The organism is Nonomuraea sp. NEAU-A123, from assembly GCF_018603905.1.
Lineage (GTDB): Bacteria > Actinomycetota > Actinomycetes > Streptosporangiales > Streptosporangiaceae > Nonomuraea.
Genome location: NZ_JAHFZZ010000001.1, coordinates 470,782 through 494,661, shown reverse-complemented (window position 1 = coordinate 494,661; position 23,880 = coordinate 470,782). Strand labels below are relative to the sequence as shown.

20 protein-coding genes and 1 other RNA gene are annotated in these 23,880 nt (G+C 66.8%); 10 read left to right on the top strand and 11 right to left on the bottom strand.

What is annotated here, in order from left to right; all coding sequences use genetic code 11:
• Positions 1-83 precede the first annotated feature (83 nt).
• The 5 genes from KLK06_RS02370 to KLK06_RS02345 all read left to right on the top strand — a co-directional run bounded on the left by KLK06_RS02370 (position 84) and on the right by KLK06_RS02345 (position 4,975).
• Positions 84-302, top strand: coding sequence for a type II toxin-antitoxin system VapB family antitoxin (locus tag KLK06_RS02370; protein WP_250904750.1), 219 nt, complete (start codon positions 84-86; stop codon positions 300-302).
• Between the two features lie 32 nt (positions 303-334).
• Positions 335-712: a PIN domain nuclease gene (locus tag KLK06_RS02365; RefSeq protein ID WP_250904749.1), complete on the top strand. Its 378-nt coding sequence runs from the start codon at positions 335-337 to the stop codon at positions 710-712.
• A 169-nt stretch (positions 713-881) separates the two neighbouring features.
• Positions 882-1,457 carry a TOPRIM nucleotidyl transferase/hydrolase domain-containing protein gene (locus tag KLK06_RS02360; protein WP_214633568.1) on the top strand — a complete coding sequence of 192 codons (576 nt, stop codon included), beginning with the start codon at positions 882-884 and terminating at the stop codon, positions 1,455-1,457.
• Positions 1,458-1,975: 518 nt separating this feature from the next.
• Positions 1,976-2,170, top strand: coding sequence for a hypothetical protein (locus KLK06_RS02355; protein ID WP_214633567.1), 195 nt, complete (start codon positions 1,976-1,978; stop codon positions 2,168-2,170).
• An 813-nt stretch (positions 2,171-2,983) separates the two neighbouring features.
• Positions 2,984-4,975 carry an FHA domain-containing protein gene (locus tag KLK06_RS02345; protein ID WP_214633565.1) on the top strand — a complete coding sequence of 664 codons (1,992 nt, stop codon included), beginning with the start codon at positions 2,984-2,986 and terminating at the stop codon, positions 4,973-4,975.
• Between the two features lie 477 nt (positions 4,976-5,452).
• Here the strand turns inward: KLK06_RS02345 and ssrA are convergent.
• The 5 genes from ssrA to ftsE all read right to left on the bottom strand — a co-directional run bounded on the left by ssrA (position 5,453) and on the right by ftsE (position 10,077).
• Positions 5,453-5,836, bottom strand: a transfer-messenger RNA (tmRNA) gene (gene ssrA, locus KLK06_RS02340).
• A 279-nt stretch (positions 5,837-6,115) separates the two neighbouring features.
• Positions 6,116-7,975, bottom strand: a complete 1,860-nt coding sequence (locus KLK06_RS02335) for a penicillin-binding transpeptidase domain-containing protein (protein ID WP_214633564.1) — start codon at positions 7,973-7,975, stop codon at positions 6,116-6,118.
• Complete coding sequence (gene smpB, locus KLK06_RS02330) at positions 7,972-8,439, bottom strand: SsrA-binding protein SmpB (protein WP_214633563.1); 468 nt, start codon at positions 8,437-8,439, stop codon at positions 7,972-7,974. Before smpB ends, KLK06_RS02335 begins: the two co-directional genes overlap by 4 nt.
• 23 nt (positions 8,440-8,462) lie before the next feature.
• The gene (gene ftsX, locus KLK06_RS02325) at positions 8,463-9,368 is read right to left on the bottom strand and encodes a permease-like cell division protein FtsX (protein WP_214633562.1); all 906 of its coding nucleotides are present in this window, start codon (positions 9,366-9,368) and stop codon (positions 8,463-8,465) included.
• Positions 9,369-9,387: 19 nt separating this feature from the next.
• On the bottom strand, positions 9,388-10,077 hold the full coding sequence (gene ftsE, locus KLK06_RS02320; RefSeq protein WP_049564761.1) for a cell division ATP-binding protein FtsE: 690 nt from the start codon (positions 10,075-10,077) through the stop codon (positions 9,388-9,390).
• A 203-nt stretch (positions 10,078-10,280) separates the two neighbouring features.
• Here ftsE and KLK06_RS02315 point away from each other — a divergent pair, with 203 nt between their 5' ends.
• Positions 10,281-10,472: a hypothetical protein gene (locus tag KLK06_RS02315; protein WP_214633561.1), complete on the top strand. Its 192-nt coding sequence runs from the start codon at positions 10,281-10,283 to the stop codon at positions 10,470-10,472.
• Here KLK06_RS02315 and prfB read toward each other — a convergent pair.
• Positions 10,458-11,573, bottom strand: a complete 1,116-nt coding sequence (gene prfB / locus KLK06_RS02310; RefSeq protein ID WP_214633560.1) for a peptide chain release factor 2 — start codon at positions 11,571-11,573, stop codon at positions 10,458-10,460. The two genes, KLK06_RS02315 and prfB, sit on opposite strands and share 15 nt — an antisense overlap.
• Positions 11,574-11,620: 47 nt before the next feature.
• On the opposite strand from prfB, the gene KLK06_RS02305 reads away from it, so the two are divergent.
• Positions 11,621-12,637 carry a hypothetical protein gene (locus KLK06_RS02305; RefSeq protein WP_214633559.1) on the top strand — a complete coding sequence of 339 codons (1,017 nt, stop codon included), beginning with the start codon at positions 11,621-11,623 and terminating at the stop codon, positions 12,635-12,637.
• A 412-nt stretch (positions 12,638-13,049) separates the two neighbouring features.
• On the opposite strand, the gene KLK06_RS02300 is transcribed toward KLK06_RS02305, so the two are convergent.
• Complete coding sequence (locus KLK06_RS02300; protein ID WP_214633558.1) at positions 13,050-13,853, bottom strand: helix-turn-helix transcriptional regulator; 804 nt, start codon at positions 13,851-13,853, stop codon at positions 13,050-13,052.
• A gap of 98 nt (positions 13,854-13,951) precedes the next feature.
• On the opposite strand from KLK06_RS02300, the gene KLK06_RS02295 reads away from it, so the two are divergent.
• A complete protein-coding gene (locus tag KLK06_RS02295; protein WP_214633557.1) occupies positions 13,952-14,776 on the top strand; it encodes an SDR family oxidoreductase in 825 nt (274 codons plus the stop codon).
• A gap of 324 nt (positions 14,777-15,100) precedes the next feature.
• Here the strand turns inward: KLK06_RS02295 and KLK06_RS02290 are convergent, their stop codons facing one another.
• From KLK06_RS02290 to KLK06_RS02275, 4 genes are all read right to left on the bottom strand, one after another.
• Entirely contained in the window at positions 15,101-19,972 is a 4,872-nt protein-coding gene (locus tag KLK06_RS02290) for an NAD-glutamate dehydrogenase (RefSeq protein ID WP_214633556.1), read from the bottom strand.
• A 38-nt stretch (positions 19,973-20,010) separates the two neighbouring features.
• The gene (locus tag KLK06_RS62155) at positions 20,011-20,814 is read right to left on the bottom strand and encodes a tryptophan 2,3-dioxygenase (RefSeq protein WP_214633555.1); all 804 of its coding nucleotides are present in this window, start codon (positions 20,812-20,814) and stop codon (positions 20,011-20,013) included.
• Between the two features lie 85 nt (positions 20,815-20,899).
• A complete protein-coding gene (locus tag KLK06_RS02280) occupies positions 20,900-21,085 on the bottom strand; it encodes a zf-HC2 domain-containing protein (RefSeq protein ID WP_308168070.1) in 186 nt (61 codons plus the stop codon).
• A gap of 11 nt (positions 21,086-21,096) precedes the next feature.
• Entirely contained in the window at positions 21,097-21,651 is a 555-nt protein-coding gene (locus KLK06_RS02275; protein WP_250904748.1) for a sigma-70 family RNA polymerase sigma factor, read from the bottom strand.
• A 109-nt stretch (positions 21,652-21,760) separates the two neighbouring features.
• Here KLK06_RS02275 and KLK06_RS02270 point away from each other — a divergent pair, with 109 nt between their 5' ends.
• Both KLK06_RS02270 and KLK06_RS02265 read left to right on the top strand, forming a co-directional pair.
• Positions 21,761-22,402, top strand: a complete 642-nt coding sequence (locus tag KLK06_RS02270; RefSeq protein ID WP_214633553.1) for a DUF4142 domain-containing protein — start codon at positions 21,761-21,763, stop codon at positions 22,400-22,402.
• The gene (locus KLK06_RS02265) at positions 22,402-23,826 is read left to right on the top strand and encodes a DUF1996 domain-containing protein (protein WP_214633552.1); all 1,425 of its coding nucleotides are present in this window, start codon (positions 22,402-22,404) and stop codon (positions 23,824-23,826) included. Before KLK06_RS02270 ends, KLK06_RS02265 begins: the two co-directional genes overlap by 1 nt.
• The last annotated feature ends 54 nt before the right edge of the window (positions 23,827-23,880 follow it).

The window sequence follows — 23,880 nt, the reverse complement described above, 5'->3', positions numbered from 1 at the left end:
GACCACTGATCCAAGCGTGAGATATCTCAGACATCCACTGCGGATATCCGTGGTATCCTTCAAGCGTTAAGGACGGTGATCCCATGACCATGGTGAAGACCCCGATCGAGATCGACCAGGAGGCCCTGGCGACAGCCGCCGAAGTTCTCGGCACTAAGACGAAGAAGGACACGGTCAACGCTGCCCTCCGCGAGGTGGGGCAGCGACTGGTGCGACTGCGAGCCCTGGCCGCCCTTGGCGAGATGGCCGACCGCGGAGACTTCGATGAGTTCGTCGGCAACAAGGCGACTTACCGCCGGTGACACCCGCCCTGTACCTTATCGACACTTCCGGCATGTTCCGGATCTTGCAGGAACCCAAGCTGCGGCAGGCGTGGTCTGATCAGCTTGCTGCAGGTGTCATCGCGACCTGCCCGATCGTCGAATTGGAGTTTCTCTTTTCCGCGAGATCGCTTGCGGATCGCCTGGAGAAAGTGCGTCTGCTCCATGACCTGTTCGGCTGGGTGCCGATGAGTGAACACGCCTGGCAGCGCGCGGCTGAGGTTCAGCAGCTACTCACCGAGGCTGGACAGCATAGGTCAGCCGGACCGGCCGACCTGCTCATTGCCGCCACCGCAGAGCGGGAAAACCTCACGGTGCTGTGCGACGACCGCGACTTCATGACCATAGCCGTCCTGACAAGGCAGTCCATCAAGCTGGTCACCGATATCTGATGCTCTGGAAAGTCGACAGCTGCAGGTGAGCCACCCACCCCCATCCCGATCTTCTGCGCAAAAAGTGCGACCCCGAACAAAAACCCGCCCCTGCCTGTCGATGAATCGGCAGGTCTGCCAACGCGTAAAAGGGGATGAACCTCGCCAAGTTCGGTGCGAGGCTGGGCTCGTGAGCGACACGCATACCGTGGTCCTGGTCGAGGGAGCGAGTGACAAGTCGGCCATCGAAGCGTTGGCCGAGCGCCATGGCCGGAACCTAGAGGCCGAAGGCGTCTCCCTTGTGGCGATGGGCGGTGCCACGAACATCGGGACGTATCTCGGCAGGTTTGGCCCTCCCGGCCGCAATCTCCGGCTGGCCGGCCTGTGCGACGCCGGGGAGGAAGGCGACTTCCAGCGGAGTCTCGAGCGCGCCGGCCTTGGATCCCATCTCAGCCGAAGCGATCTGGAGGCGCTCGGATTCTTCGTGTGCGTCGCTGACCTGGAAGACGAGCTGATCCGCGCCCTCGGCACCGCCACGGTTGAGCGCGTTGTCGATGCCGAGGGCGAGCTCAGCTCCTTTCGCACGCTCCAGAAGCAACTCGCATGGCGCGGGAGCACCACTCACGCCCAACTGCGCCGTTTCATGGGATCAGGCAGTGGCCGCAAGATCCGCTACGCTGCCCCGCTCGTCGCGGCACTCGACCTCGATCACGTGCCGCGGCCGCTGGACATGCTGCTGGCCCACCTATCAGGCAGTCGGAGATGATGATTCTGTCGTCGCCGAGTGAAGCGGGCGCGGGCTTGGTGGCGTCGTCACCAGGTTGACCAGGCGTCTTACCTCTGTGACGGTGTCGCCCACGTTCAACTCAGGTACGGCGACAGGCCCATCCGCGTCGTCGGCCACGGCCAGGGACGTCCGGGCCTGCGCGAAGTAGTCGGTCAGCGCCCGCGCCAGCGGGAGGCCCCCAAGGGCGAGTCGGATGAGTAGATGGAGCGGCCGCGCTTCCGCCCTTGGAGATCATGCGGCGAGCGGAAGCTCTCCCATCCGCGAGCCACCGAGCCGGATGGATGGCTCCAGGCACCGGACAACTGGAAGGGACGGCAGCCGCACGGCTGCCGCCCCTTCTGCTGCCGTCATCGCAATCGGCACTACCCGGCTCGGCCCGCCCGGAGCAGGCCCGTGCACCCATGGGGCACCCACGAAACGTCCGATTTGCCGATCTTGTGGCGGATGTTTGGTACGTTCGCCAGTGACGTAAACGATCTCCCCATCCAAGAGGTTCAATGAATATCAGAGCTGGATTCAGGGCGTTGACCGTGGCCTCCGGCGCCGCGCTTCTGCTGATCGCTGGATCAGGTGCCGCGAGCGCGGACGACCCCGTGGAGGCGGAGACCGCGATCTCCTGCGTGAAGAAGATCGACAGCGGCAAATATCGGCTCATCTACCCCTGGGTCCGGGTCAAGAACGGTTGCGCCTGAACCTATGACGTCAAGATCATCTGGAACAACGGGCCCGACAGTCCCTGCAAGGAGCTGTCTCCGGGCGAGACCATGAAGAACATCTCCTCCCCCGGTGCTTCGTACCAGAGGGTTGACCTCTGCTGACGCCGTCATGCATAAAGCCCCCTGTGCGGTCGCTCGGGGGGCTTTTTCGTGGTCAGACTGGGCACGTCTAGACGGCGGCCAGGCGTGGATGTGCTCGGCGGCCTTCGTCTGGAGCCCCTCCATCGCCTCCGCATGATCACGCGCGTGGTGCGACATAAGCGCGACACCGCCCTACCTCAATGGTCCTCCTACCGTCCAACAACTGGAGACCACCATGACCACGTACCAGCTCCGAATCACCGTGGCCCTCACCCCTCCTGCACGTACAACGCAAAAACGGCGGTGTCCACAAGGACACCGCCGTTGATCACACCTCAGCGCTACTCGCCACCGCTCTGGAAGAGCAGTGTTTCGAGTAACGCCACATGGGTGGAGGTGCTTGTCACATGTCCTGCACAGATCAATCGACATGCCACCGCAGCTTGTCTGCGTCGGGGTGGTCGGATCCCCGCGCCGACTCGGTAATCGCCGACGCTTGCTCAAGCAGAGGCACCGCCTCACCCGAACGCCCCAGAGCGCGACAACTCAACGCCAGGTTCCCCAAATCGAGGTGATCCGCAAGGCCGGGACACACATCACCGACCGAGCCGATATGCGTACTTCTCACTTACGCGGCTGCTTTTGGTCGCACATGATGGACTTGGACTCATCGATGACTAGATCTCTTGTCACGATAAGGAAGGCATCATGCCCCCTGCCATCGTCGGACACGACGGCCCCCTCACCGACCGCCGCTTCCCGCTCGGTGACACGCCGACCACCTTCGGCCGCAGGCAAGACTGCAGCGTGGTGCTCTCCAGCGAACGAGCTTCGCGCCGCCACGCCGAGATACGCTACGCGGCAGGGAGTTACATCCTGCACGACCTGGGAAGCCGCAACGGAACGCTGGTCAACGGCAGGCGCGTCACCTCACAGGTGCTCCAACCGGGTGACCTGATCACGATCGGCGAAGAGCAGTTCCGCTTCCTGCCCTCCGACGACGTCGCGACGATCCACGGCGCATCCTCGCTGCCGCAAGCGAGCGGACCCGCCCCGCCTGTCGATCCGGGGCCGATACTCCGGGTGACCGTTTCCGGCGGTGGGCCCGTCGGGCTGAGCTTCGCGCTCCTCCTGGAGCACCTCATGGGCTCACGGGTCGTCGTCACCGTCTACGACGGCCGCTGGACCCAGGACGGTTCTCGGGTCACGTGGAAGGGGCAAGATCAGGGCAATGTACGGCGCCAGCAGGTCGTCACGGTTCAGAGCCGCCAGTACATGAACCTCCCCGGCCCGGTGCAGGCTCGGCTGTTCAAGCCCGGGGCGTACTCCGAGATGTGGCCACCCGGCCCCGACTCCATCCGAGGACACGCCCCGCGCAACCTTCGCATCTCCTACATCGAGGACACGCTCCTGGAGATGGCCGGCGAGAAGTTCGACCGCATCCGGCTCGTCCCCACCCGATTCGATCCCGACGAGCATGGCGACAGCGCAAAGCAGGATCATGTGCTCGCCATCTGCGAGGGTGGCCGTTCGCGCACGCGGGAGCATTTCACCGGCAAGTTCGGCACCGCCGACAGCTCGATCTACTCCCTTGACGGCAAGCACCTGCAGGATGTCGTGCTGGGCTTACGCGTCAAGTCCGACCTGCCTGACGCCATGTCGGTCCTGCTGACCGTGGCCCAGAACCGCTACCTGCTCAACGCCCTGGGCGGCGAGGGTTTCCTCAACATGCGACTCACCGACGAGGAGGCCGAGGAGGTCATCGGCATCGATCCCGTCCGTCGCGTGTTCGAGGAGTGTGTCGCCGCCAACCCGTGCATGATGGGCCGTACCGACGACGGCGACTTCCACTGCTCCACGCACGGCACCTTGTTCCTGCCCGCCCTGATCAAAGGGTCTGCCCTGTGGCGGCGGGTGCAGGAAGGGCTGGCGATGTTCGGCGTGGCAGGGCACAACCTCAGCGCCGTCACCGCCTTCCGGCTCGACATGGTGCAGCGGCCGCGCTTCACCGCGCGCCTGCACGCCCCGACGTCCGCCACCCCGGGCACCTACGGCTTCCTGCTCGGCGACGCCGCCAACGCCATCCACTTCTGGCCGGGTCGCGGGCTCAACAGCGGGCTGGCCTCGGCCATCTCTCTGGCCCGGTCGCTCAACCAGGCCTGGCGCGGGCGGGCCTTCCGCGACGCGGACTTCATCCGCCACGAGGCAGCCATGGCGATGCTCCAGTACCGGCACAAGAGCCGTGCCTGGCAGGCGATGGTCACGACCGACGAGGACGGCGTCACCCGTGCCATCAAGGACAACATCACCAAGGGCTGCGCCGACGCGCAGGGCCCTCCGAGTTCCGACGCGCAGGTCGCGGCGGACACCGACACACTGATGAACCGGCTCGGGATCATCCGGGGCCGTCTGTCACAGCGCGTCTCCGGCTTGCCCGACGACACCGCGCTGCGTGCCCACTTCGGCCGACTGTCGGCTGAGACCTTGCGCATCCTGGTCATCAGCGACGCGTGGGACACAGTGGTCATGGGCGGTGAAGAGGTCGACATCGACATCTTCTACCGCGAGGAGCCCGCGTCCGCTCCGGATGGAGAACCTGTGTGGGCTCCACGACTCGCCAGCGAGCGCGAACAGCACACCAGGATGATCTCCAGACCGACAAGCCGATCGCCACAGCCAACGGCACAGACCCCCCGGTAGATCCCGGCCCGGCACACCGAGGAGGTGGACCGGGGTCAGCCTGATCCGCGACCGCGGCGGCCAGTTCACCGATGCCTTCGACGCGGTCTTCGCCAACGCCGACCTGCGCGTCATCAAGAGTCCACCGCACCGCCATCCTCTGCGGCCTCATCAACGAGTGCCAGATCGCCGGCTGAAACCACCGAGAATCGGCAGGTCAGACACCAAATCCTATTACTGAGCCCCACACGTGCCGGTGGCCTCGCTCACCCACCAGCTCGGCATCACCCAGGCCGAGCTGAACAAGCACCTTGAGCTCGATGCCTTCGGCCTTCTTTGCGCGGAACCTTGTGTCCCTTCGTCGGGAGCGGTTCCGCGAACGTAGGCACCGACCTGGGCTTACGTCCCCGTCCGATGGCCCGTGCGTCCATGGTGCGTCCACGCACAGAAAACCGCCCCTGCCTGCCGATGTTTTGGCAGGTCAGAGGCGGTGTGATCTTGTGGAGGTGGCGGGAATCGAACCCGCGTCCTTCAACCCCAAGGCAGGGCTTCTCCGGGCGCAGCCTGCTGTGCTTTTCTCAGCCCCGGTAATCACGCAGGCGTGTCACCGACGGGCTCAGCCACTGTTTGATTTCCCGCTCTCCCCCGTGGCCGGGTCGAGCGGTTGAGCCTTCTAACGATGCCAGGTCCCGGGCCGAAGGCAGTCCCGGGCTGACAGTGGTTTCGCTACTTAGGCAGCGAGAGCCAGGGAACCCTGGCCTACCACAGTGCGCTTAGAATTGGCACTTGTTGTTTGCGGTCACAGTGTTAACGAGGTTATGTCCGCAGTCCTCGGCCCGCTTCACCTGACTTGCAAGATCGAAGTCGAAGCCAGTCACCCCCATGCAGTTGTCAACACGGCCCCGAAGGACCGAGCAAGACGACCTTACATCCTGCAACACGTGCGACGTCAACTTGATTCCCGTACGGCGAAACCCCCGGAAACGCATAGGCGTTTCCGGGGGCCGACCGGCAGGGTCGAGCCGGTCCGGACGGCAGGACTTCCCCCGAGATGAAGTCCTGATCTCATCGCGGCGACTGCACCCGCAACCCCCCGAGCAGGGCAGTCACTGGGTAAGACGCAGCCGGCCACCCGAACGGTTGCCTAAGGTGATCAGAAAATCACGGGGAGTCGCGAACGGCGGTGAAGAACTCGCCCGCGACCGCCGCGGGGTCGTAGTTCTTGGTGAGGACGGCTATCGCCACCTCGCCCTGCCAGCCCACGAACCAGCCCATGTGCTTCTCCGTATCGCCCGCGGCCGTCACGCCGTGCACCCCGGTGTGGCCGGCCAGGGCGCGCGAGCTCTTGGCGCCGGCGAGCATCATGGCCGTCAGCGCGCTGCGGACCTTGGGGTCGACGGCGACCGGTTGCGGCGCGGAGAGGGACACCACCTCCGCCGACGGGTTGGGCGACTTCGGCTCGGTCACCAGCACGGGTGCGTGCCAGCTACCCGAGGCGATCGCCCCCGCGATGAGGGCCATGCTGAGCGGGCTGACCTCGACGTTCTGGCCCGCGATGGCCCTGGCCTTGTCGGCGTCGCTGGTCAGCGGGGGCAGCGAGCCGCTGAACGACTTGAGCGGCAGCCGCCAGTCCTTCTCGATGCCGAACGCCGTGGCGCTCTTCTTCAGGGCCGCGGCGTCGACGCGCCGGGCGAGCGAGGCCAGGGCGGTGACGCAGCCCTTGGCGAAGTTGTCCTTGACCGTCGGCGAGGCGCCGGTGGCCTGGCTCGCCGTCACGAACCGCGCGCCGCCCACCGTTCGCTCGGCCGGGCAGGCGAGCTTCTGCTTGATATCCAAATTCCCGGTCTTGATCAGCGCGTCGGCGGCCACGATCGAGAAGGCCGTGCCGGCCGGGAACTTGCCGGCGAGCGCGTCCTTCTCCTGGTTCAGGCCCTTGGTGCCGACCGCCAGGATCTCGCCCGTCGACCGGTCGACCGCCACCAGCGCGCTGGTATCCGTCTGCGCCACGGCGGCTTCGGCGGCGCGTTGCTTGGCGCTGTCGATCGTGGTCCGCACCGGGACGTTCGTCCGGCCGGGCCACTCCTTGAGCTGCGCGACCTCGTTGTCGGTCTTGAGGTCGAGGGTGATCACCCGGGTCCGGGTGGATCCGGTGAGGTTGTCCTGGTAGGCCCGCTGGAGCCCGCTCTGCCCGAACGAGTCGCCTGCCCGCTGCGGGCCGCCGAGCTTCTGCTCGGTCTCCGGAGTGAGCGCGCTCACCTTGCCCACGATGTCCTTGGGGGCGTCGGGCGCGACAGGCTGCTTCTGCTGGCGGATGATGAGCTGCGGGATCTTCTTGAGCTGGGCTTCCAGATCCCGGTAGCGCACGGCGCCGAAGTTGGCGAGCGGGACGAACTGCTTCGGCGGCGACGACCTGATGCGGCTCAGCAGCCGGTCCTGGGCGAACCCGGTATATCCCGAGAGCTGTTCGACGATCTCATCCGCCTGGTCACCGAGCTGCGATGGGATGACGCCGACCACATAGAGGAACTGGGGAAGCTGGAGCGGCGTGCCCTTCCTGTCCTCGACCGGCTGGCGGTCCTTCGGGTCGGTGGAAACGGCGAACCGCTGGCCGTCCTTCAGCTGCGGGTGCAGCACGGAAGGCGACCAGTGCACCTTCCACCGGCCGTCGACCAGCCGCAGCGGCAGCATGCTGTCGTACACCCAGAGCGGGTTGTTCTCCCCCAGGTCGACCTCGGCGCGGAAGTCGGCCTGCGACTGGTCGCCGTTCAGGCTGATGCTTTTGATCTTGAACCGGAACGAGGCCGCGTCGAGCTCCACCTTCGCGTCGGCGAGCGCCTTGCGCACGGTCGCGCGATCACCGTCGGTACGGCCGGCGGCCAGGTCGTAGTCTTCCGACTGCCAGCCCACCAGGAAGTCCCGCACGGCGTCGTGCGGGGACGACTCCTCGAAACAGGCGGTCAGCGACATGCTCGCGACGGCCAGAGTGACGGTCGCGGCCAGGCCGCGGCGTACGCGACTCATCGGTTGCGGTGCCGCACTGCCCGGGCCATCTCCCTCTTGGCCTGCTGCTCCGACAGGGTCTGCCGTTTGTCCCAGTCCTTCTTGCCGCGGGCGATGCCGATCTCGATCTTGGCCCTGCCGTCCTTGAAGTAGAGAGACAGCGGCACGATCGTCAGCCCGCCCTCCTTGGTCTTGGCGGCGAGCTTGTCGATCTCCTTGCGGTGGAGCAGCAGCTTGCGCTTGCGGCGGGCGGCGTGGTTCGTCCACGTCCCCTGGGTGTATTCGGGGATGTGGACGTTGAACAACCACGCTTCGCCACTGTCGATGGAGGCGTAACCGTCGGCGAGCGACGCACGTCCCTCGCGCAACGACTTCACCTCGGTGCCCTGCAGCACGAGCCCCGCCTCGAAGGTGTCCTCGACGTGGTAATCGTGCCGGGCACGTTTGTTCTGGGCGACGACCTTCCGCCCGGTCTCACGTGGCATGCTCCGACCTTACCGGCGATCCGTCAGACCCTGAGGTAACGGCGGAGTGTGATGAACGATGCCAGCACACAGATCACCACGCCGATGCCCATGGTCAGCGTGATCACCCAGGCCACGTCATTCCAGCTGAGCTGGCTGCCGAACGCGAAATACTTCGCGATCTCCTCGAACAGGAAGACCTTGGAAAGGATCAGAAGGACGGCGGCGAGCACTCCGCCCATCAGCCCGGAGATCACGCCCTCCATGACGAAGGGCAGCTGGATATAGAGGTTGGACGCCCCGACCAACCGCATGATGCCGGTTTCCCGGCGGCGGTTGAAGGCCGACAGCCGCACGGTGTTGCCGATCAGCAACGCGGCCGCCAGGACCAGGACGACCGCCACGATGATCGCGCCGGATCTCAGCTTGTCGAGCAGGCCGAAGAACTGGTTGACCAGGTCTCTCTGGTTCGTCACCTGCGCCACGCCGGTCTTGCCCTGGAGCGCCTGGACCACCGGCTGGTAGTTGTTGGGGTCCTTCAGCTTGACGCGGAAGGACGCGGGCATGTCCTCCACCTTGGTCGCGTCGATGAGCGCCTTGTTGGCGGCGTAGGACTTCTGGAAGTTGGCGTACGCCTGGTCCGGGCTCTCATAGAGGACCTGTTCGACCCCGGACAAGCCCTTGATCTCCTCCATCAGATCCTTGCTCTGCTGAACGCCGATCGGCTTGCCCTTGCAGTTGGGCATCGTGGGGTTCTTGCCGCAGAGGAAGACTGATACTTCGACCTTGTCGTACCAGAAGTCCTGCATCATCTTGACCTGGGAGTTGATCATCAGGCCAATGCCCAGCATCGCCATGCCGACGGCCACGGTGATGACCACCGCGATCGTCATGGTCAGGTTGCGACGGAGGCCGATCCAGACCTCGGAGAAGATGAAATTCGCCCGCATGTTCTGTCTACCGCTCCTGTCAGTACGCCTGGCCGTAAACGCCACGCGACTGGTCGCGGACGATCTTGCCGTCCTCCAGCTCCACGACGCGCTTGCGCATGGAGTCGACGATGGCCGCATCGTGCGTGGCCATGACGACCGTAGTGCCAGTCCTGTTGATCCGGTCGAGCACCTTCATGATGCCGATGCTCGTCGCGGGGTCGATGTTGCCCGTCGGCTCGTCGGCCAGCAGGATCATGGGCCGGTTGACGAAGGCGCGGGCCATGGCGACGCGCTGCTGCTCGCCGCCTGACAGCTCGTCGGGCATCCGGTGGGCCTTTCCTTCCAGGCCGACCAGCTCGATGACCTCGGGCACCACCTTGCGGATGAACCGCCGTGGCTTACCGATGACCTCGAGCGCGAACGCCACGTTCTCGTAGACGTTCTTGTTCGGGAGCAGCCTGAAGTCCTGGAACACGCAGCCGATGCGGCGGCGCAGGTGCGGCACCTTGAAGTTGGAGAGGCGGGCCAGATCCTTGCCGGCGACGTGGATCGCACCGGAGTTGGGCCGCTCCTCCTTCAAGACCAGGCGCAGGAAGGTGGACTTGCCTGATCCCGAAGGACCGACGAGGAACACGAACTCGCCCTTGTCCACGTCAACGGAGACATGGTCGAGAGCGGGCCGGTTCTGGTTCGTGTAGACCTTGGTGACATTATCGAAATGGATCACGAGAGCATCACGGCATGCCAGTCTAGGGGTCAGGACGGAAGCGAGGGTGGCACATGCCCACTTCCCGCCACACGCCTATCGGGGACGACTTTCTTTACTGATGATCGACGTTCCGATTGGCCAGAGGACAGTCTAGGGGGAAGACTGGCATGGAACGTCCATAACGGAAACAAAACGATTGTGCGGCTAGACTTGGGGCTGACATGAGTTGCCAACATCTCGTATGCGCGCAGTGCGCCCACCCCGTCATCGAGGGCCGCTGCCCCCTGTGCCGTGCCAACCGCGAGCGGATGCACAACCACGGCTTCGCCGGGCTGTCACCTGCCCTGATCGTCTTTCTGCTGGTCGTGCTGCTCTTCGTGGCCCTGGTGCTCAAGCACCTAAGCGGGCTCTGATTCCTGCCTGCGCATCCAGCGGATCTCGGACTCGATGAACTCATCGATGTCGCCGTCGAGAACGGCGGTCGGGTTGCCCGCCTCCGTGCCCGTGCGCAGGTCCTTCACGATCTGGTAGGGGTGCAGTACGTAGTTACGGATCTGGGTGCCCCACGACGTCGTCGAGGCGCCCCGCAGCTCGGACATGCGCTCCGCCTCCTCCTGCCGCTTGCGCTCCAGCAGCTTGGCCTGCAGCACGTTCATCGCCGAGGCGCGGTTTTGGAGCTGTGAGCGCTCGTTCTGGCAGGAGACCACGATGTTGGTCGGCAGGTGGGTGATGCGGACCGCCGAGTCGGTCGTGTTGACGCCCTGGCCGCCGGGCCCCGACGAGCGATAGACGTCGATGCGGAGCTCGTCCTCGTTGATGTCGATGTGGTCGGTCTGCTCGACGACCGGCACGATGTCGACCCCGGCGAACGAGGTCTGGCGGCGGCCCTGGTTGTCGAACGGGCTGATGCGGACCAGACGATGGGTGCCGTGCTCGCCGCGGAGCGTGCCGTAGGCGTAGGGAGCCTTGATCGAGAACGTGGCCGACTTGATGCCGGCCTCCTCCGCGTAGGAGGTGTCGTAGACCTCGGTCGGATAGCCCTTGCGCTCGGCCCAGCGTAGGTACATGCGCAGCAGCATCTCCGCCCAGTCGGCGGCGTCGACGCCACCGGCCTGCGAGTTGATGGTGAGCAGCGCCTCACGCGCGTCGTAGGGGCCGGACAGGAGCGTACGGACCTCCAGCGCGCCGATGTCGGACCGGAGTGAGGCCAGCTCCTTGTCGGCCTCGGTCCTGGTGTCCTCGTCGCTCTCCTCGGCGGCCAGCTCGTAGAGGACGCTCAGGTCGTCGAGGCGGCGGACCAGCCCTTCGACGCGGTTGAGCTCGCCCTGCAGATGCGAGAGCTTGCTGGTGACCTTCTGCGCCTGCTCGGGGTCGTCCCACAGGTCGGGCGCGGCGACCTGGTCCTCCAGCTCCGCGATCTGCTTGCGCATGGCGCCGAGGTCGAGCACGTCCTGGATGCTTCGCAGGGTGCCCGCGAGCTCGTTGATCTCTTCTGCTGGATCGATACCTGCCACGCCTCCCTAGGGTACGCGACCCTCGCGGGCCCGAATAACATGGCCACGTGCGTAGTTATGGTCGGCGGAGGGTGCTGGCGCTCGCCGCCGGCCTGCTGGCCACCGCGGTCGGCTGCTCGGCCGCGCCCCCACCCGCGCCCAGTCAGGTGGCGGCGACCACGACCGTGCCCGTGACCCCGTCGCCCTCGGCGACCACTCCGCTGATCACGCCGGTCGACGCGGCCAAGGTGTTCACCACCTTCACCGCCACCGACGACCTGCTGCGGGCCGGCGGCGACCTGCGGCTGGCAATGGAGCTGACCCGCGACGCGGAGGCGCAGCTCACCTCGGCCGCGTTCCTGTCGACGGGCAACCGGCCGCCCCGCTACACGTGGGGCACGCCGACGCTGTTCGTGCCGCGGTTCAGGCAGGATGAGGCGGCGCCCTGGTTCACGGTGCTGACCACGCGCAACGGCCATCCGACGCTGCTGACGTTCGCCAAAGCCGACGACTGGCGGCTCAGCTCGGCGACGCAACTGCTGCCGGGGCAGGACCCGCCGGACATCCGGCTCGACGCGGAAGGCTACGCGACGGCGCTCGCGCCCGATGACAAGAGCATCACGATCAGCCCGCAGTTCATGGGCCCGTTGCACGCCACGGTGGCGGAGGCGGGCGAGACGGGCGTGGCGGCCGGCCTGCTCGCCCGCGGCACCTACACCACGGACGTGGCGGAGCAGATCACCACCGACCGGGAGCGGGCCAAGATCGGCGGGTTCAGCTACGACTCGATCTTCAGCGCGGGCGACTATCCGGTCTTCGCGCTGCGCATGGTGGGCGGCGGGGCGCTGATCCAGTACGCCATGACGCGCACGACGACGACCACGGTGGAGACGGACAAGGCCGACTTCGTCCCGGTGCCTGAGGAGGCCCGCTGGCTCTATCACAACGACCGGGCGCGGCGGTTCCTGAAAACCACAGAGATCAACCAGTACGCGACCCTGGTGCCCCCGTCCGGCACCCCGACTCCCGCCGCGATCATCGCCCACACGGGGTCCCTCACCAAAGCTGTTGGTGGAGATCCGTAAAACCCCCTTTTTTCCTTTACGGCCAGCCCGGTGGGCCCCACCCGCCATACGTGGCTGAGCTCTGTCCAGGGACACGCTCCTCCGGTGGAGGTGGCTGGCCGCCGTGACGTGCGTCTTCTTGACCCCGGCCGTGGTCTACCGAGCCCGTGGCGCCCAGGTGTCCCGCCGCCGGTGCTGGGCGGCCACCCGTCGCCCCCGCGGTGGTCTACCGAACCCGTGACGCGCAGGGCCCCGGGCTGCCATCCTTCGCCCCCACCGTGAGCTACCAAGCCCGTGACATGGAGGCGCCAGTAGAGGTTGCCAGGCGGCCATCCTTCTCCCCCGCCTATCTACCAAGCCCGTGATATGGAGGCGTCGGCAGGGGTGGCTAGGCGGCCGCCCCTCGCCCCCGCAGCGGTCTACCGAGCCCCGCCTATGCGCCGATGGCTCGTAGGCGCTGGAGGGCCTTGTGGGAGGGCGTGCCGGGGGCGGCTGTGTAGAGGACCAGGCGTTGGTCTGCGCCGGCTATCGGGAGGAAGTCGCAGTCGAGTTCCATCGGGCCGGCGACGGGGTGGGTCATGTGCTTCGTCAGTGTTCGCTGGATTTCGATGTCGCGGGCGGCCCACAAGTCGGCGAACAGGGGGCTGGTCTCTCTCAGGTCGTCGACCAGGGCTCTGATGTTCGCGTCCGTCGGGTAGCGGCCGGTGGCTCGGAGGTCGGCCACGCACTGGCGGGCGAGCTGGAGCTTGTCGGGGGTCGGGGTCGGGTTGCCGAAGAGCCAGCGCAAGGTGTTGCGTTGCCAGGGCGGCACCTCTGACAGGTCGCCGATCAGGGCGACCAGCATGCGGTTCCAGGCGAGGACGTCGTAACCGGCGTTGATCACCATGGCCGGGACGTCGGTGAGCCGGTCCAGCAGGCGCAGGACGTTGGCGGGCACCTCGCGTGCGGGCTCGGCGCGGGCCGGGGACTGGTCGGCCAGCCGGAGCAGGTAGTCGTGCTCGTCGCCCGTCAACCGCAAGGCCCGGCCGAGCGCGGTGAGGACCTGGTCCGACGGGTGCGGGCCGCGGCCCTGTTCCAGCCTGATGTAGTAGTCGACCGATATGCCGGCCAGCAGCGCGACCTCCTCGCGGCGCAGCCCGGGGGTCTGCCGGCGCGGGCCGGGCGCCAGCCCCACCTCGGCGGGCTGGATCCGGCCCCGCCGGCTACGCAGAAAGCCGCCCAGTTCCTCCCTGTTCATCCCCACCATGATGACCCAGCCCCCTCTGGCCTGGTACCGCGAGTCCCAGCCCTGGCCGTGCCTACCCGCCCGGAACGTCCCCGGACCAGCATGTCCGCATGACGATTCTGGTAACCGGGGCCCGCGGACACGTGGCCCGGAGCCTCATACGGCAGCTCCTGGCGGCCGGCGAGCAGGTCCGCGCCGCCAGCAAGGACCCCGCCGCCGCCCATTTGCCCACAGGTGTGGACGTGGTCGCGGCGAACCGCCCGGCACTCGCGCTGGACGGCGTCGACCGGGTGTTCCTCTACGCCGACCCTCAAGGGCTGGACGCCTTCCTGGCACAGGCCCGCGAGGCCGGAGTACGCCACGTCGTCCTCCTGTCAGCCGCCCTGGCGGACCCCACGGCCACGGACGCGATCGCCCGCCTGCACGGCGTGGCAGAAAAGTCATTGACCGCCTCAGGACTCCCCTGGACCGCCCTACGCCCAGGCGCATTCGCCACGAACGCCCTCCAATGGGCAACAGAGATCCGTGCCGAGGGCAGGGTCACCAACCCGTTCCCCGACACCCACTCGGCCCCCATCCACGAAACCGACATAGCGGAAATCGCACTAAAGGCCCTGACAGAAGACGGCCACGAGAACGCCATCTACGAATTGACCGGCCCCGAGTCCCTCACCCAACGCGACCAAATGAACACGATCGCACAAACAATCGCCAAGCCAATCGAATGGCACCTACAGGACCTAGAAGCCCACCGCCAAGCTCTATCCCGCTGGGGCTCCCCCGAAGTAGTGGACTCACTCCTTAAACACTCCCTAGCCACCACAAACACCCCAGTCCCGACAGCAAACACCTTCACCGAACTAACCGGCAAACACCCCAGATCATTCGCCCAATGGGCAGAAGACCACAAGGAAGCCTTCACAGGCATGAACTAACCCACAGGGACTGACCACGGCCGGGGTCAGGAACGCACATGTCACGCTCAGCCACCGCCACCGGCGCCTGCGCGTCCCGACCCGGGGTCAAGGGTGCCCGCCCAACCGCCTCTATCGGCGCATGTGGGACATCTGCGCGTCACGGGCTCGGCAGACCACGGCCGGGGCCAAGAAGACGCACGTCACGGCGCCCAGCCACCTCCACCGGAGGAGCGTGCCCCTGGACAGGCCCCAGCCACGGGCGGCGGCTGGGGCCCACCGGGCTGGCCGTAAAAAGATCAAAAAAGACCTAAGACCAGCCCAGATCGGCCGCAAAACGACAAATCACCCCTCGCTGTGGGGAAGGCTGCTTGAGGCGACCAGTGTGCGGATCGCGCGGAGGGCGACAGACAACGTGGCGAGGTCGAAGTTGTCGCTTTCCCAGATTTCCGACAGCGTCTGGCGGGATCGGTGGACCGCCGCCGAGTTCGCCTCAGTCCAGCGGGCCAGCCGCTCCTCCGGAGACAGCCCCGGTGTGCTGTGGGCCAGCACGTCGCGGGTCAGCGAGGCGTGGGCCGCGTACAGGTCGTCCCTGAGCGCCGCCCGTGCCATCGCGTTCCAGCGGTTGTCGCGCGGCAGCGCGATCACCCGCTCCCTGAGGCGGGCAAGCTGGAGGCGGTCGGCGAGGTCGAAGTACACCTCCGCCACCTCGTTGACCGGGCGTCCCGTGAGCGAGGAGATCTCCACCAGGTCGAACGTCGAATAGGCGGGCACCATGGCCGCCACCCGCTCCGCCAGCTCCGTCGGCACCCCGCGGGCCGCGAAGGAGTCGCGGCGCTCCTCGAAGGCCGCCAGATCGGGCCCGGCGAGCAGCTTCGGGATGTGGGAGAGCAGGCCGTTCACGCCCTTGACGAAGAAGCTCACCGACCCGGCCAGGTCGAGCGGCGGGCGGCGGTTGCCGAGCAGCCAGCGCGTGCCGCGTTCGGCCAGCTTCCTGGCCTCCAGCAGCATCGCGATCTGTATCGACGTGTCGGCCTTGTTGTCGAGCGCCTCCACCGCGCGGTAGAAGCTGGACAGGTCGAACACCTCGCGGGCGACGAGGTAGGCGCGCACGATGTCGGGCGTCGAGGCGCCGGTCTCCTCGCTGAAGCGGAACATGAACGTCGTGCCCATCGAGTTGACCAGCTCGTTCACCACGCAGGTGGTGATGATCTCGCGGCGCAGCGGGTGGGCGTCCATGTACGGGCGGAAGCGTTCGCGCAGCGCCGACGGGAAGTACGACACCAGCCACGAGGCCAGGTACGGGTCGTCGGGCAGGTCGGAGCCGAGCAGCTCGGCGTCGGCCACCAGCTTGGTGTAGGCCAGCAGCACCGAGAACTCCGGCGCCGTCAGGCCCAGCCTGGCCTGGCGGCGTTCGGCCAGTGTCTTGTCCGAGGGCAGGAACTCCAGCTCCCGGTTGACCAGCCCGTCACGCTCCAGGCGCCGCAGGTAGCGGGAGTGGATGTGGAGCATCTCGACGGCCTGGGCGCGGGTCGCGGCCAGCACCACGTTCTGGGCGTAGTTGTCGCGGAGCACCAGGTCGGCGACCTCGTCGGTCATCGAGGTGAAGACCTGGTTGCGCTGCTTGTCGGTCAGCTCGCCGTCGCGGACGACCTGGTCGAGCAGGATCTTGATGTTCACCTCGTGGTCGGAGGTGTCGACCCCGGCCGAGTTGTCGATGAAGTCGGTGTTGACCAGCCCGCCGCCGCGCGCGAACTCGATGCGGGCGAGCTGGGTGAAGCCTAGGTTGCCGCCCTCGCCGATGACCTTGCAGCGCAGCTCGGCGGCGTCGATCCGGAGCGAGTCGTTGGCCTTGTCGCCCACGTCGGCGTTCGACTCGGTGCTCGCCTTGACGTAGGTGCCGATGCCGCCGTTCCACAGCAGGTCCACGGGGGCCCGCAGGATGGCGCTGATCAGATCGTTCGGCGTCATCGAGGTGAGCGCCGCGGGGATGGAGAGCGCCTCGCGGATCTGCGGCGTGATCGGGATGGACTTGGCCGTGCGCGCGTAGACACCGCCGCCCGCCGAGATCAGCTTGGTGTCGTAGTCCGCCCAGGAGCTGCGCGGCAGCGCGAAGAGCCGCTGCCGCTCGGCGAAGCCGCGGGCGGCGTCGGGGCTGGGGTCGATGAAGATGTGCCGGTGGTCGAAGGCGGCCACCAGCCGGATGTGCTGCGACAGCAGCATGCCGTTGCCGAACACGTCGCCCGACATGTCGCCGACGCCGGCCACGGTGAAGTCGGTGGTCTGCACGTCGGTCCCGATCGTGCGGAAGTGGTACTTGACCGACTCCCAGGCGCCGCGCGCGGTGATGCCCATCGCCTTGTGGTCGTAGCCGATCGAGCCGCCGGAGGCGAAGGCGTCGCCGAGCCAGAAGCCGTACTCCTTGGCCACGCCGTTGGCGATGTCGGAGAACGTCGCGGTGCCCTTGTCGGCGGCGACCACCAGGTAGGTGTCGTCGCCGTCGTGCCTGACCGTGTCCAGCGGCGGCACGACCTTGCCGTCGACCAGGTTGTCGGTGATGTCGAGCAGCCCGGAGATGAACATCCGGTAGCACGCCACGCCCTCGGTGAGCAGCTCTTCGCGCCCTCCGCCCACAGGCGGACGTTTTACGACAAATCCGCCCTTGGAGCCAGTCGGCACGATAACGGTATTTTTCACCATCTGGGCTTTGACCAGGCCGAGGACCTCAGTCCGGAAGTCCTCCATCCGGTCCGACCACCGCAGGCCGCCCCTGGCCACCTTGCCGAAGCGCAGGTGCACGCCCTCGACCCGGGCCGAGTACACGAAGATCTCGTACTTCGGCCGCGGCAGCGGCAGCACACTGATCGCCTGCGGGTCGAACTTCAGCGAGATGTACGGCTTCCGCCGCCCGTCCACGGTCTGGAAGTAGTTCGTCCGCAGCGTCGCCTGGATCATCTCCAGGTACGCCCGCAGGATCCGGTCCTCGTCCAGCGAGGCGACCTCGTCGAGCGCGCCCAGGATCTCCTCGTGGAGCGCGTCGGCCAGATCGGTCCGCACGTCGTCGCCACGCCGGGGGTCGAGCCGCGCCTCGAAGAGACGCACCAGCAGCCGGGCCAGCCGCACGTTGCCCGTCAGCACGCGCTCCATGTAGCGCTGGGAGAAGGCGGAGCCCGCCTGGCGCAGGTACTTGGCGTAGACGCGCAGGATCTCGACCTGCTCCCAGGTCAGCCCGGCGCGCAGGATGAGGGAGTTGAAGTTGTCGGCCTGCACCTCGCCCTTCCACAGCGCGGTGAGGCCGTCCTGGAAGAGCCGCTTGAAGTCCTTCCTGTCGACCTCCTCGTTCGGGGTGTAGCGCAGTCCGAAGTCGTAGATCCAGGCGTTCTTGGTGGCGGGGTCGTTGTCCCTGTCGATCTCGTACGGCCGCTCGTCCACGACCTCGACGCCCAGCCGCTGGATCAGCGGGAGCGCCCGCGACAGCGAGATGGGCGTGCCCAGCTTGTAGATCTTCAGCCGGCGTTCGCCCTCGGTGGCGTCGTAGGGCTCGTAGAGGTTGAGGCCGATCTCGCTCTCGTCGGAGCCGGCGAGCTGCTCCAGACGGCGCAGGTCCACCACGGCCATCTCCGGCGGGAAGTCGGCCTTGTAGCCCTCGGGGAAGGCCGACTGGTAGCGCCTGGTCAGGCTGGGCGCCTCCTCCTCGGAGGTCAGCTCCGACAGCGCCGCGGCCAGGTCGTCCTCCCACGAGCGGGTGATCGCGGCCAGCCGCGCCTCCAGCTCCTCCACGTCGACGCCCGGCGGCGGCAACTGCTTGCCGCGCTCGCCGCGGATGACCACGTGCAGCCGCGCCAGGGCGGACTCGCCGATCATCGCGCTGTAGTCGAGTGTCTTGCCGCCCAGCGCCTTGAGCAGGAGTTCCTGCATCCGTTGGCGCACCTGAGTGGTGTAGCGGTCGCGCGGCAGGTAGATCAGGCAGGAGATGTAGCGGCCGTAGTCGTCGCGGCGCAGGAACAGCTTGACCTGCTTGCGCTCGCGCAGCCGCAGCACCCCGAGCGCGATCGGCAGGAGCTGGTCGAGCGAGGTCTGGAAGAGCTCGTCGCGCGGGAACGTCTCGAGGATCTCGATCAGGTCCTTGCCGTCGTGGCTGTCGGGGGCCAGCCCGGCCTGGTCCAGCACGTCGGCGAGCTTGCGCCTGAGCACCGGGATCCTGGAGATCGACTCGCTGTAGGCCACGTGCGTGAACAGGCCGAGGAACCGGCGCTCACCGATCACCTCGCCCTCCGGCGAGAACAGCTTCACCCCGATGTAGTCGAGGTAGGCCGCGCGGTGCACGGTCGCCCGGGAGTTGGCCTTGGTGATGATCAGCAGCTGCTTCTCACGGGCCTTGGCCCGCACCTCGGCGGGCAGCACGGAGAAGCTCTCCGAGCCGATCTTGTCGTCGCGCAGGATGCCCAGCGCCGCGCCGGGCAGCGCGCGCAGCGCGTCGCCCTCCTCGGTCTTCTCCAGGCGGTATTCGCGGTAGCCGAGGAAGGTGAAGTGCCCGTCCGCGAGCCAGCGCAGCAGGTCGAGGCTGTCCTCGACCTCGGCGGGCTCCAGCGGCGGCGGGTTGAGCGTCAGATCCTCCGCCATCTGGACGGCGACCCCACGCATCTTCCTGAAGTCCTCGACCGCCTGCCGCACGTCCGACAGGACCCGCTGAAGGTCGGCCTCCAACTGCCGGAGCGCCTCGGGGTCGGACTGCCGGTCGATCTCGACGTGCATCCAGGACTCGACCAGCATCTGGCCGGTGACGTCCTCATGGCCCCTGCCGAGCATCTTGCCGGTCATGTCACGGCGTACCCGCATCTGCGGGTGGACCACCAGATAGGTGTTGATGTCATGCCTGGCCAGCTCCATCGTCACCGAGTCGACCAGGAACGACATGTCGTCGGTGACCACCTCGACCACCGAGTGCCCCGGGTCCCACCCGTTCTCCTCGAGGGTCGGCGTGTAGGCGCGGACCATGGCCCGGCCCTGAGGGCGTACCTCGGCCAGCTGCTTCTGCGACATCGCCGGGCCGTACACGTCAACGGGACTACGGTCGAGCAGGTCCTCCGGCGCGACGTGCCGGTAGTAGATCCGCAAGAAGGACAGCGCGTCCTCGGGGCTCACATGGTCGCTGCTCACCGCGCATCGTTGCGCGGCTCGCTGGAGCAGCTCATCCTTGGCCTCGTCGAGCGGCATTTCGCTCTCACTCCTTTGTGAGGGTTCGCCATGGCTTGTCACAGCCAGGCCCTTAGTTCCCACAACAGCGGGAAGTAGTGCAGGCGGGTTCTACCGCGCAGGTAGGGGGCACCCGTCGATCCGCCGGTGCCGGACTTGGTGCCGATCTGACGTTCGACCATCTGGACGTGACGGGTCCGCCACTGAGCGGCGGTCTCGTCGTGGGTCATCAGGTCTTCGGCCAGTTGCCACAGGTCGTCGTACGACCCGCGGTCCCTCGCCACGGCCAGCAGCGTGCCCATGATCTCGTCGTCGGAGACCGGCAGGCCACGCAGGGAAAGGGCGGTGAGATAAGCATCCCACAGCGACGGCTCGTCGAGCCGACGGCGCAGCCTGATGAGTTCGGCTTCGCTGGCGTGCCTCAGCCGGCCGAGGTAGCGGGCGTCCTTCAGCCCCGACAGGAACTCCAGCTCGCGGAACTGCACGGACTGGAAGCCGCTCGCCGGGGCCAGCTTGGCCCGGAACTCCAAGAAGTCCTGGGGCGTCATCGTCTCCAGGACCTCGACCTGTTCGATCAGCACCCGCTCCACCGCGTGGACCCGCTTGAACACGTGCCTGGCCTGCCAGAGCTCGCCATGGAACATGGCCTCTCTGCCGACCTCCAGCTCGTGCAGCAGCAACTTGAACCACAGCTCGTAGACCTGGTGGATGGTGATGAACAGCAGCTCGTCAGGCGCCTCGGACTGAGGCTGCTGCTGAGCGAGCAGCTCGGGCAGGCGGAGATAGGCGCCATAGGAGAGCCGGCCGCCCTCCTCGCCGAATCGCCGGTCAGGAGGGACGGTCGCATCGCCGTGGATGCCCACCGAACACCTCCCCCAAGCCGCCCGATCTGATCGACCGGGCGTACGCGCCTCGCCGTATCGATATCACCCGAAAAGGGGAAGAACGTCAACGTGACATCGACATAGGTGGGTCGTCTTCGGAGGCGGCGGGCAAGTCCTTCAGCTCGTCGAGCCGACCCGGAATCTCGGCCATGTCCTGGAGCTCCGCCTGGCACCGTGCGCATGTGTCGAGGTGGCGCTCGAACTCCTCTATCTCCTCATCGTCGAGGACACCGAGGACGTAGGCGGCCACCCCTTCATGCATTACCCGGCTACCCCCTTGTCCTGCAGAAGCACACGGAGAGCCCGGATCCCGTAGTAGAGCCTGGACTTCACCGTGCCCGGCGGGATCCCCAGAATCTCCGCCGCTTCACTTATCGTACGGTCCCGAAGGTAGGTCTGCTCAATCACTTCCCGGTGTTCGTCGGACAGGCTCCGAAGCGCGTCCGCGACCACCATGGCCGAGAGCGCCCGCTCCGAGCCGTCTGGCACCGCCAGCATGTCGACTTCCGGCGGCTCGACCTCGTGTGGCCGAACACTCTTGCGCCGGCGTCCGTCGATTACGATACGGCGCGCTACCGTCAGTAGCCATGCCCAGATGAGGCTGGGCTCCCATTGCAGTCTTGCCGAGTGTCGCCAGGCTCTTACGATCGTCTCTTGAACGACGTCTTCGGCCCATTGAAGATCGTTCCCGGTCGACTTGCGTACATGGCGCAGCAGAGGACCGCCGAACTCCTGGTAGAGCACCGCAATGCGGTGTTCCGCTTCGGCATCCGTACTCTCTAACCTGCCGGCGAGATGACCTAGCACGGGGCACATCTTTACACCTTCGTTATGCCTCCGGTAGCCACTCCGATAACTCCAGTCATTTCTGACTATTCCGTACTCTGGAGTGAACCGGTCCCCGAAGGCCCGCGTACCTCCGATCATGCACAGGCTTTTGCGCGGCGAACTGCTCATGTTCGGCGGCTTCGCAGTGGCTGCCACGGTCACGATCCTGCTGGTCCTGCCGACAGGGACCTCAGCGGGAGCCACCCAGTACACGCAATCGGCCGCCGGTCCTCTCGGGCCGTCGGACCGTGACCTGCTTGTCAGGGTACGCCAGGCAGGCCTCTGGGAGATTCCAGTTGGCCAATGGGCCCAGACACGCGCCGAGTCCGCAGCCGTGAAGGAGACCGGGAAGCACCTGGTCGAAGATCACACGAAGCTGGACGTGGCGACTCGCGCGCTCGCCGCGAAACTCGGCGTGCCCATACCCGACACGGCGAACGCCGATCAGCAGAGCTGGATGGCCCAGCTGTCCACGGAGAAGGGTCCCGCCTTCGACAAGGACTTCGCCAACCTGTTGCGAGCCGCGCACGGCAAGGTCTTCGCCGTCGTGGCTGACGTGCGGGCGGGGACCCGCAACGAGGAGATCAGGAAGTTCGCCAACACGGCGAACACCGTGGTGCTGAAGCACATGACGCTGCTCGAAGGCACCGGCTTGGTGGACTTCGGTGAGCTCCCCGAGCCCCCGACGCCCTCACCTGTTCCACCCGTCGCAACGGCGGTCGAAACGAGGAGACAATAATGAGGAGATCCAGACGCGCGGCCGCGGCCGTGTCCGCTCTGGCCGTGATGGCCGGCGGCCTGGTGTCCGCGGCCGTGATCGGCGTCGGTCCAGCGATTGCGGACCATTGCGATCCGGCCAACGAGACCAACCAGCAGGCGCAGCAGTCTCAATCGCCGACGCAACAACAGCGGCAGCAGCAGGCCCCGGACAACCAGGACCAGCAGGCTCCAGACGGTCAGGATCAGCAACAGCAGGACCAGGGCCAGCAGCAGGACCAGCAGGGTCAGCAGCAGGACCAGGGCCAGCAGCAGGATCAGCAGCAGCAAGGCGGCGGGGCCCTCTTGGCCGCGCCGACCCCGGCGCCCGACGGGCAGCAGGACACCGCCGCGCCTGACGCGCAGGACACCACCGCCCCCGACGCGCAGGACACCGCTGCCGCCACTGACCAGCCGCAGCAGCTCCGGCGCAGGGGCAACGGCAATAACAACAACAACCAGAACCCCACCCAGTCCGCGTCCCCCTCCCCCTCCCCCTCCCCCTCGGCCACCGGGACGGGTCAGGAAGAGGAATGCGCCGACCTCGGCCCGTTCCCCGAGGACTTCGTCGACATCCGCCAGGTCGGCCGCGGTCAGCTCGACAACTTCCAGATCGGCAGGAACGGCTCCAGGGGCACGTTCGTCTCAGCCTGTGGGACGAACGGCAATAAGCACAACAACCCGGACAACTTCATCGTCGCACCGGGCGTGAGCAACGGCGCGCACCACCTGCACGACTACGTGGGCAACCTGACGACGAACGGGTTCTCGACGGACCAGAGCCTCTCAGCGGGTGGCACCACCTGCCGGTTCGGCGACAAGTCGGCCTACTTCTGGCCGGTGCTCCGCGACCGGAAGTCGGACGCCAACAGTGCCGACGCGGACGGCAACGTCGGCCAGGTCCTGCGGGCCCGCCAGGTCACCCTTCAGTTCCGCGGCAACGCGACGGCCAAGGTGACCGCGATGCCGAGGTTCCTCAAGCTCATCATGGGTGACGCCAAGGCGGCCACGAACGGCGGCGCCAACGCACGCGCGGCGTGGACGTGTACCGGCTTCCAGAACCGCATCACAAATAACAAATATCCGCTCTGCCCACGCGGCAGCCAAGTCGTCCGTATCCTAGACTTCCCAAGCTGCTGGGACGGCCAGAACACCGACAGCGCCAACCACCGCACACACGTGGTGTTCCCGGGACAGGGTGGCGCCTGTGCACAGGGAACCAAGGCCATCCCACAGCTGCGCATGACCTTGACGTACTCGGTTCCACAGGGGCCGTCCTTCGCCGTGGACTCGTTCCCTGAGCAGAAGCACAACCCGGTGACCGATCACGCCGACTTCGCGAACGTGATGTCGGATCAGCTCATGGCGTTCGTGGTCAACTGCATCAACCGCGGCCGCCGTTGCTGACGTAGATCGGCCCTCCCGAGTCGCACCCTCAATCGACGACCATGGAGGGAATCG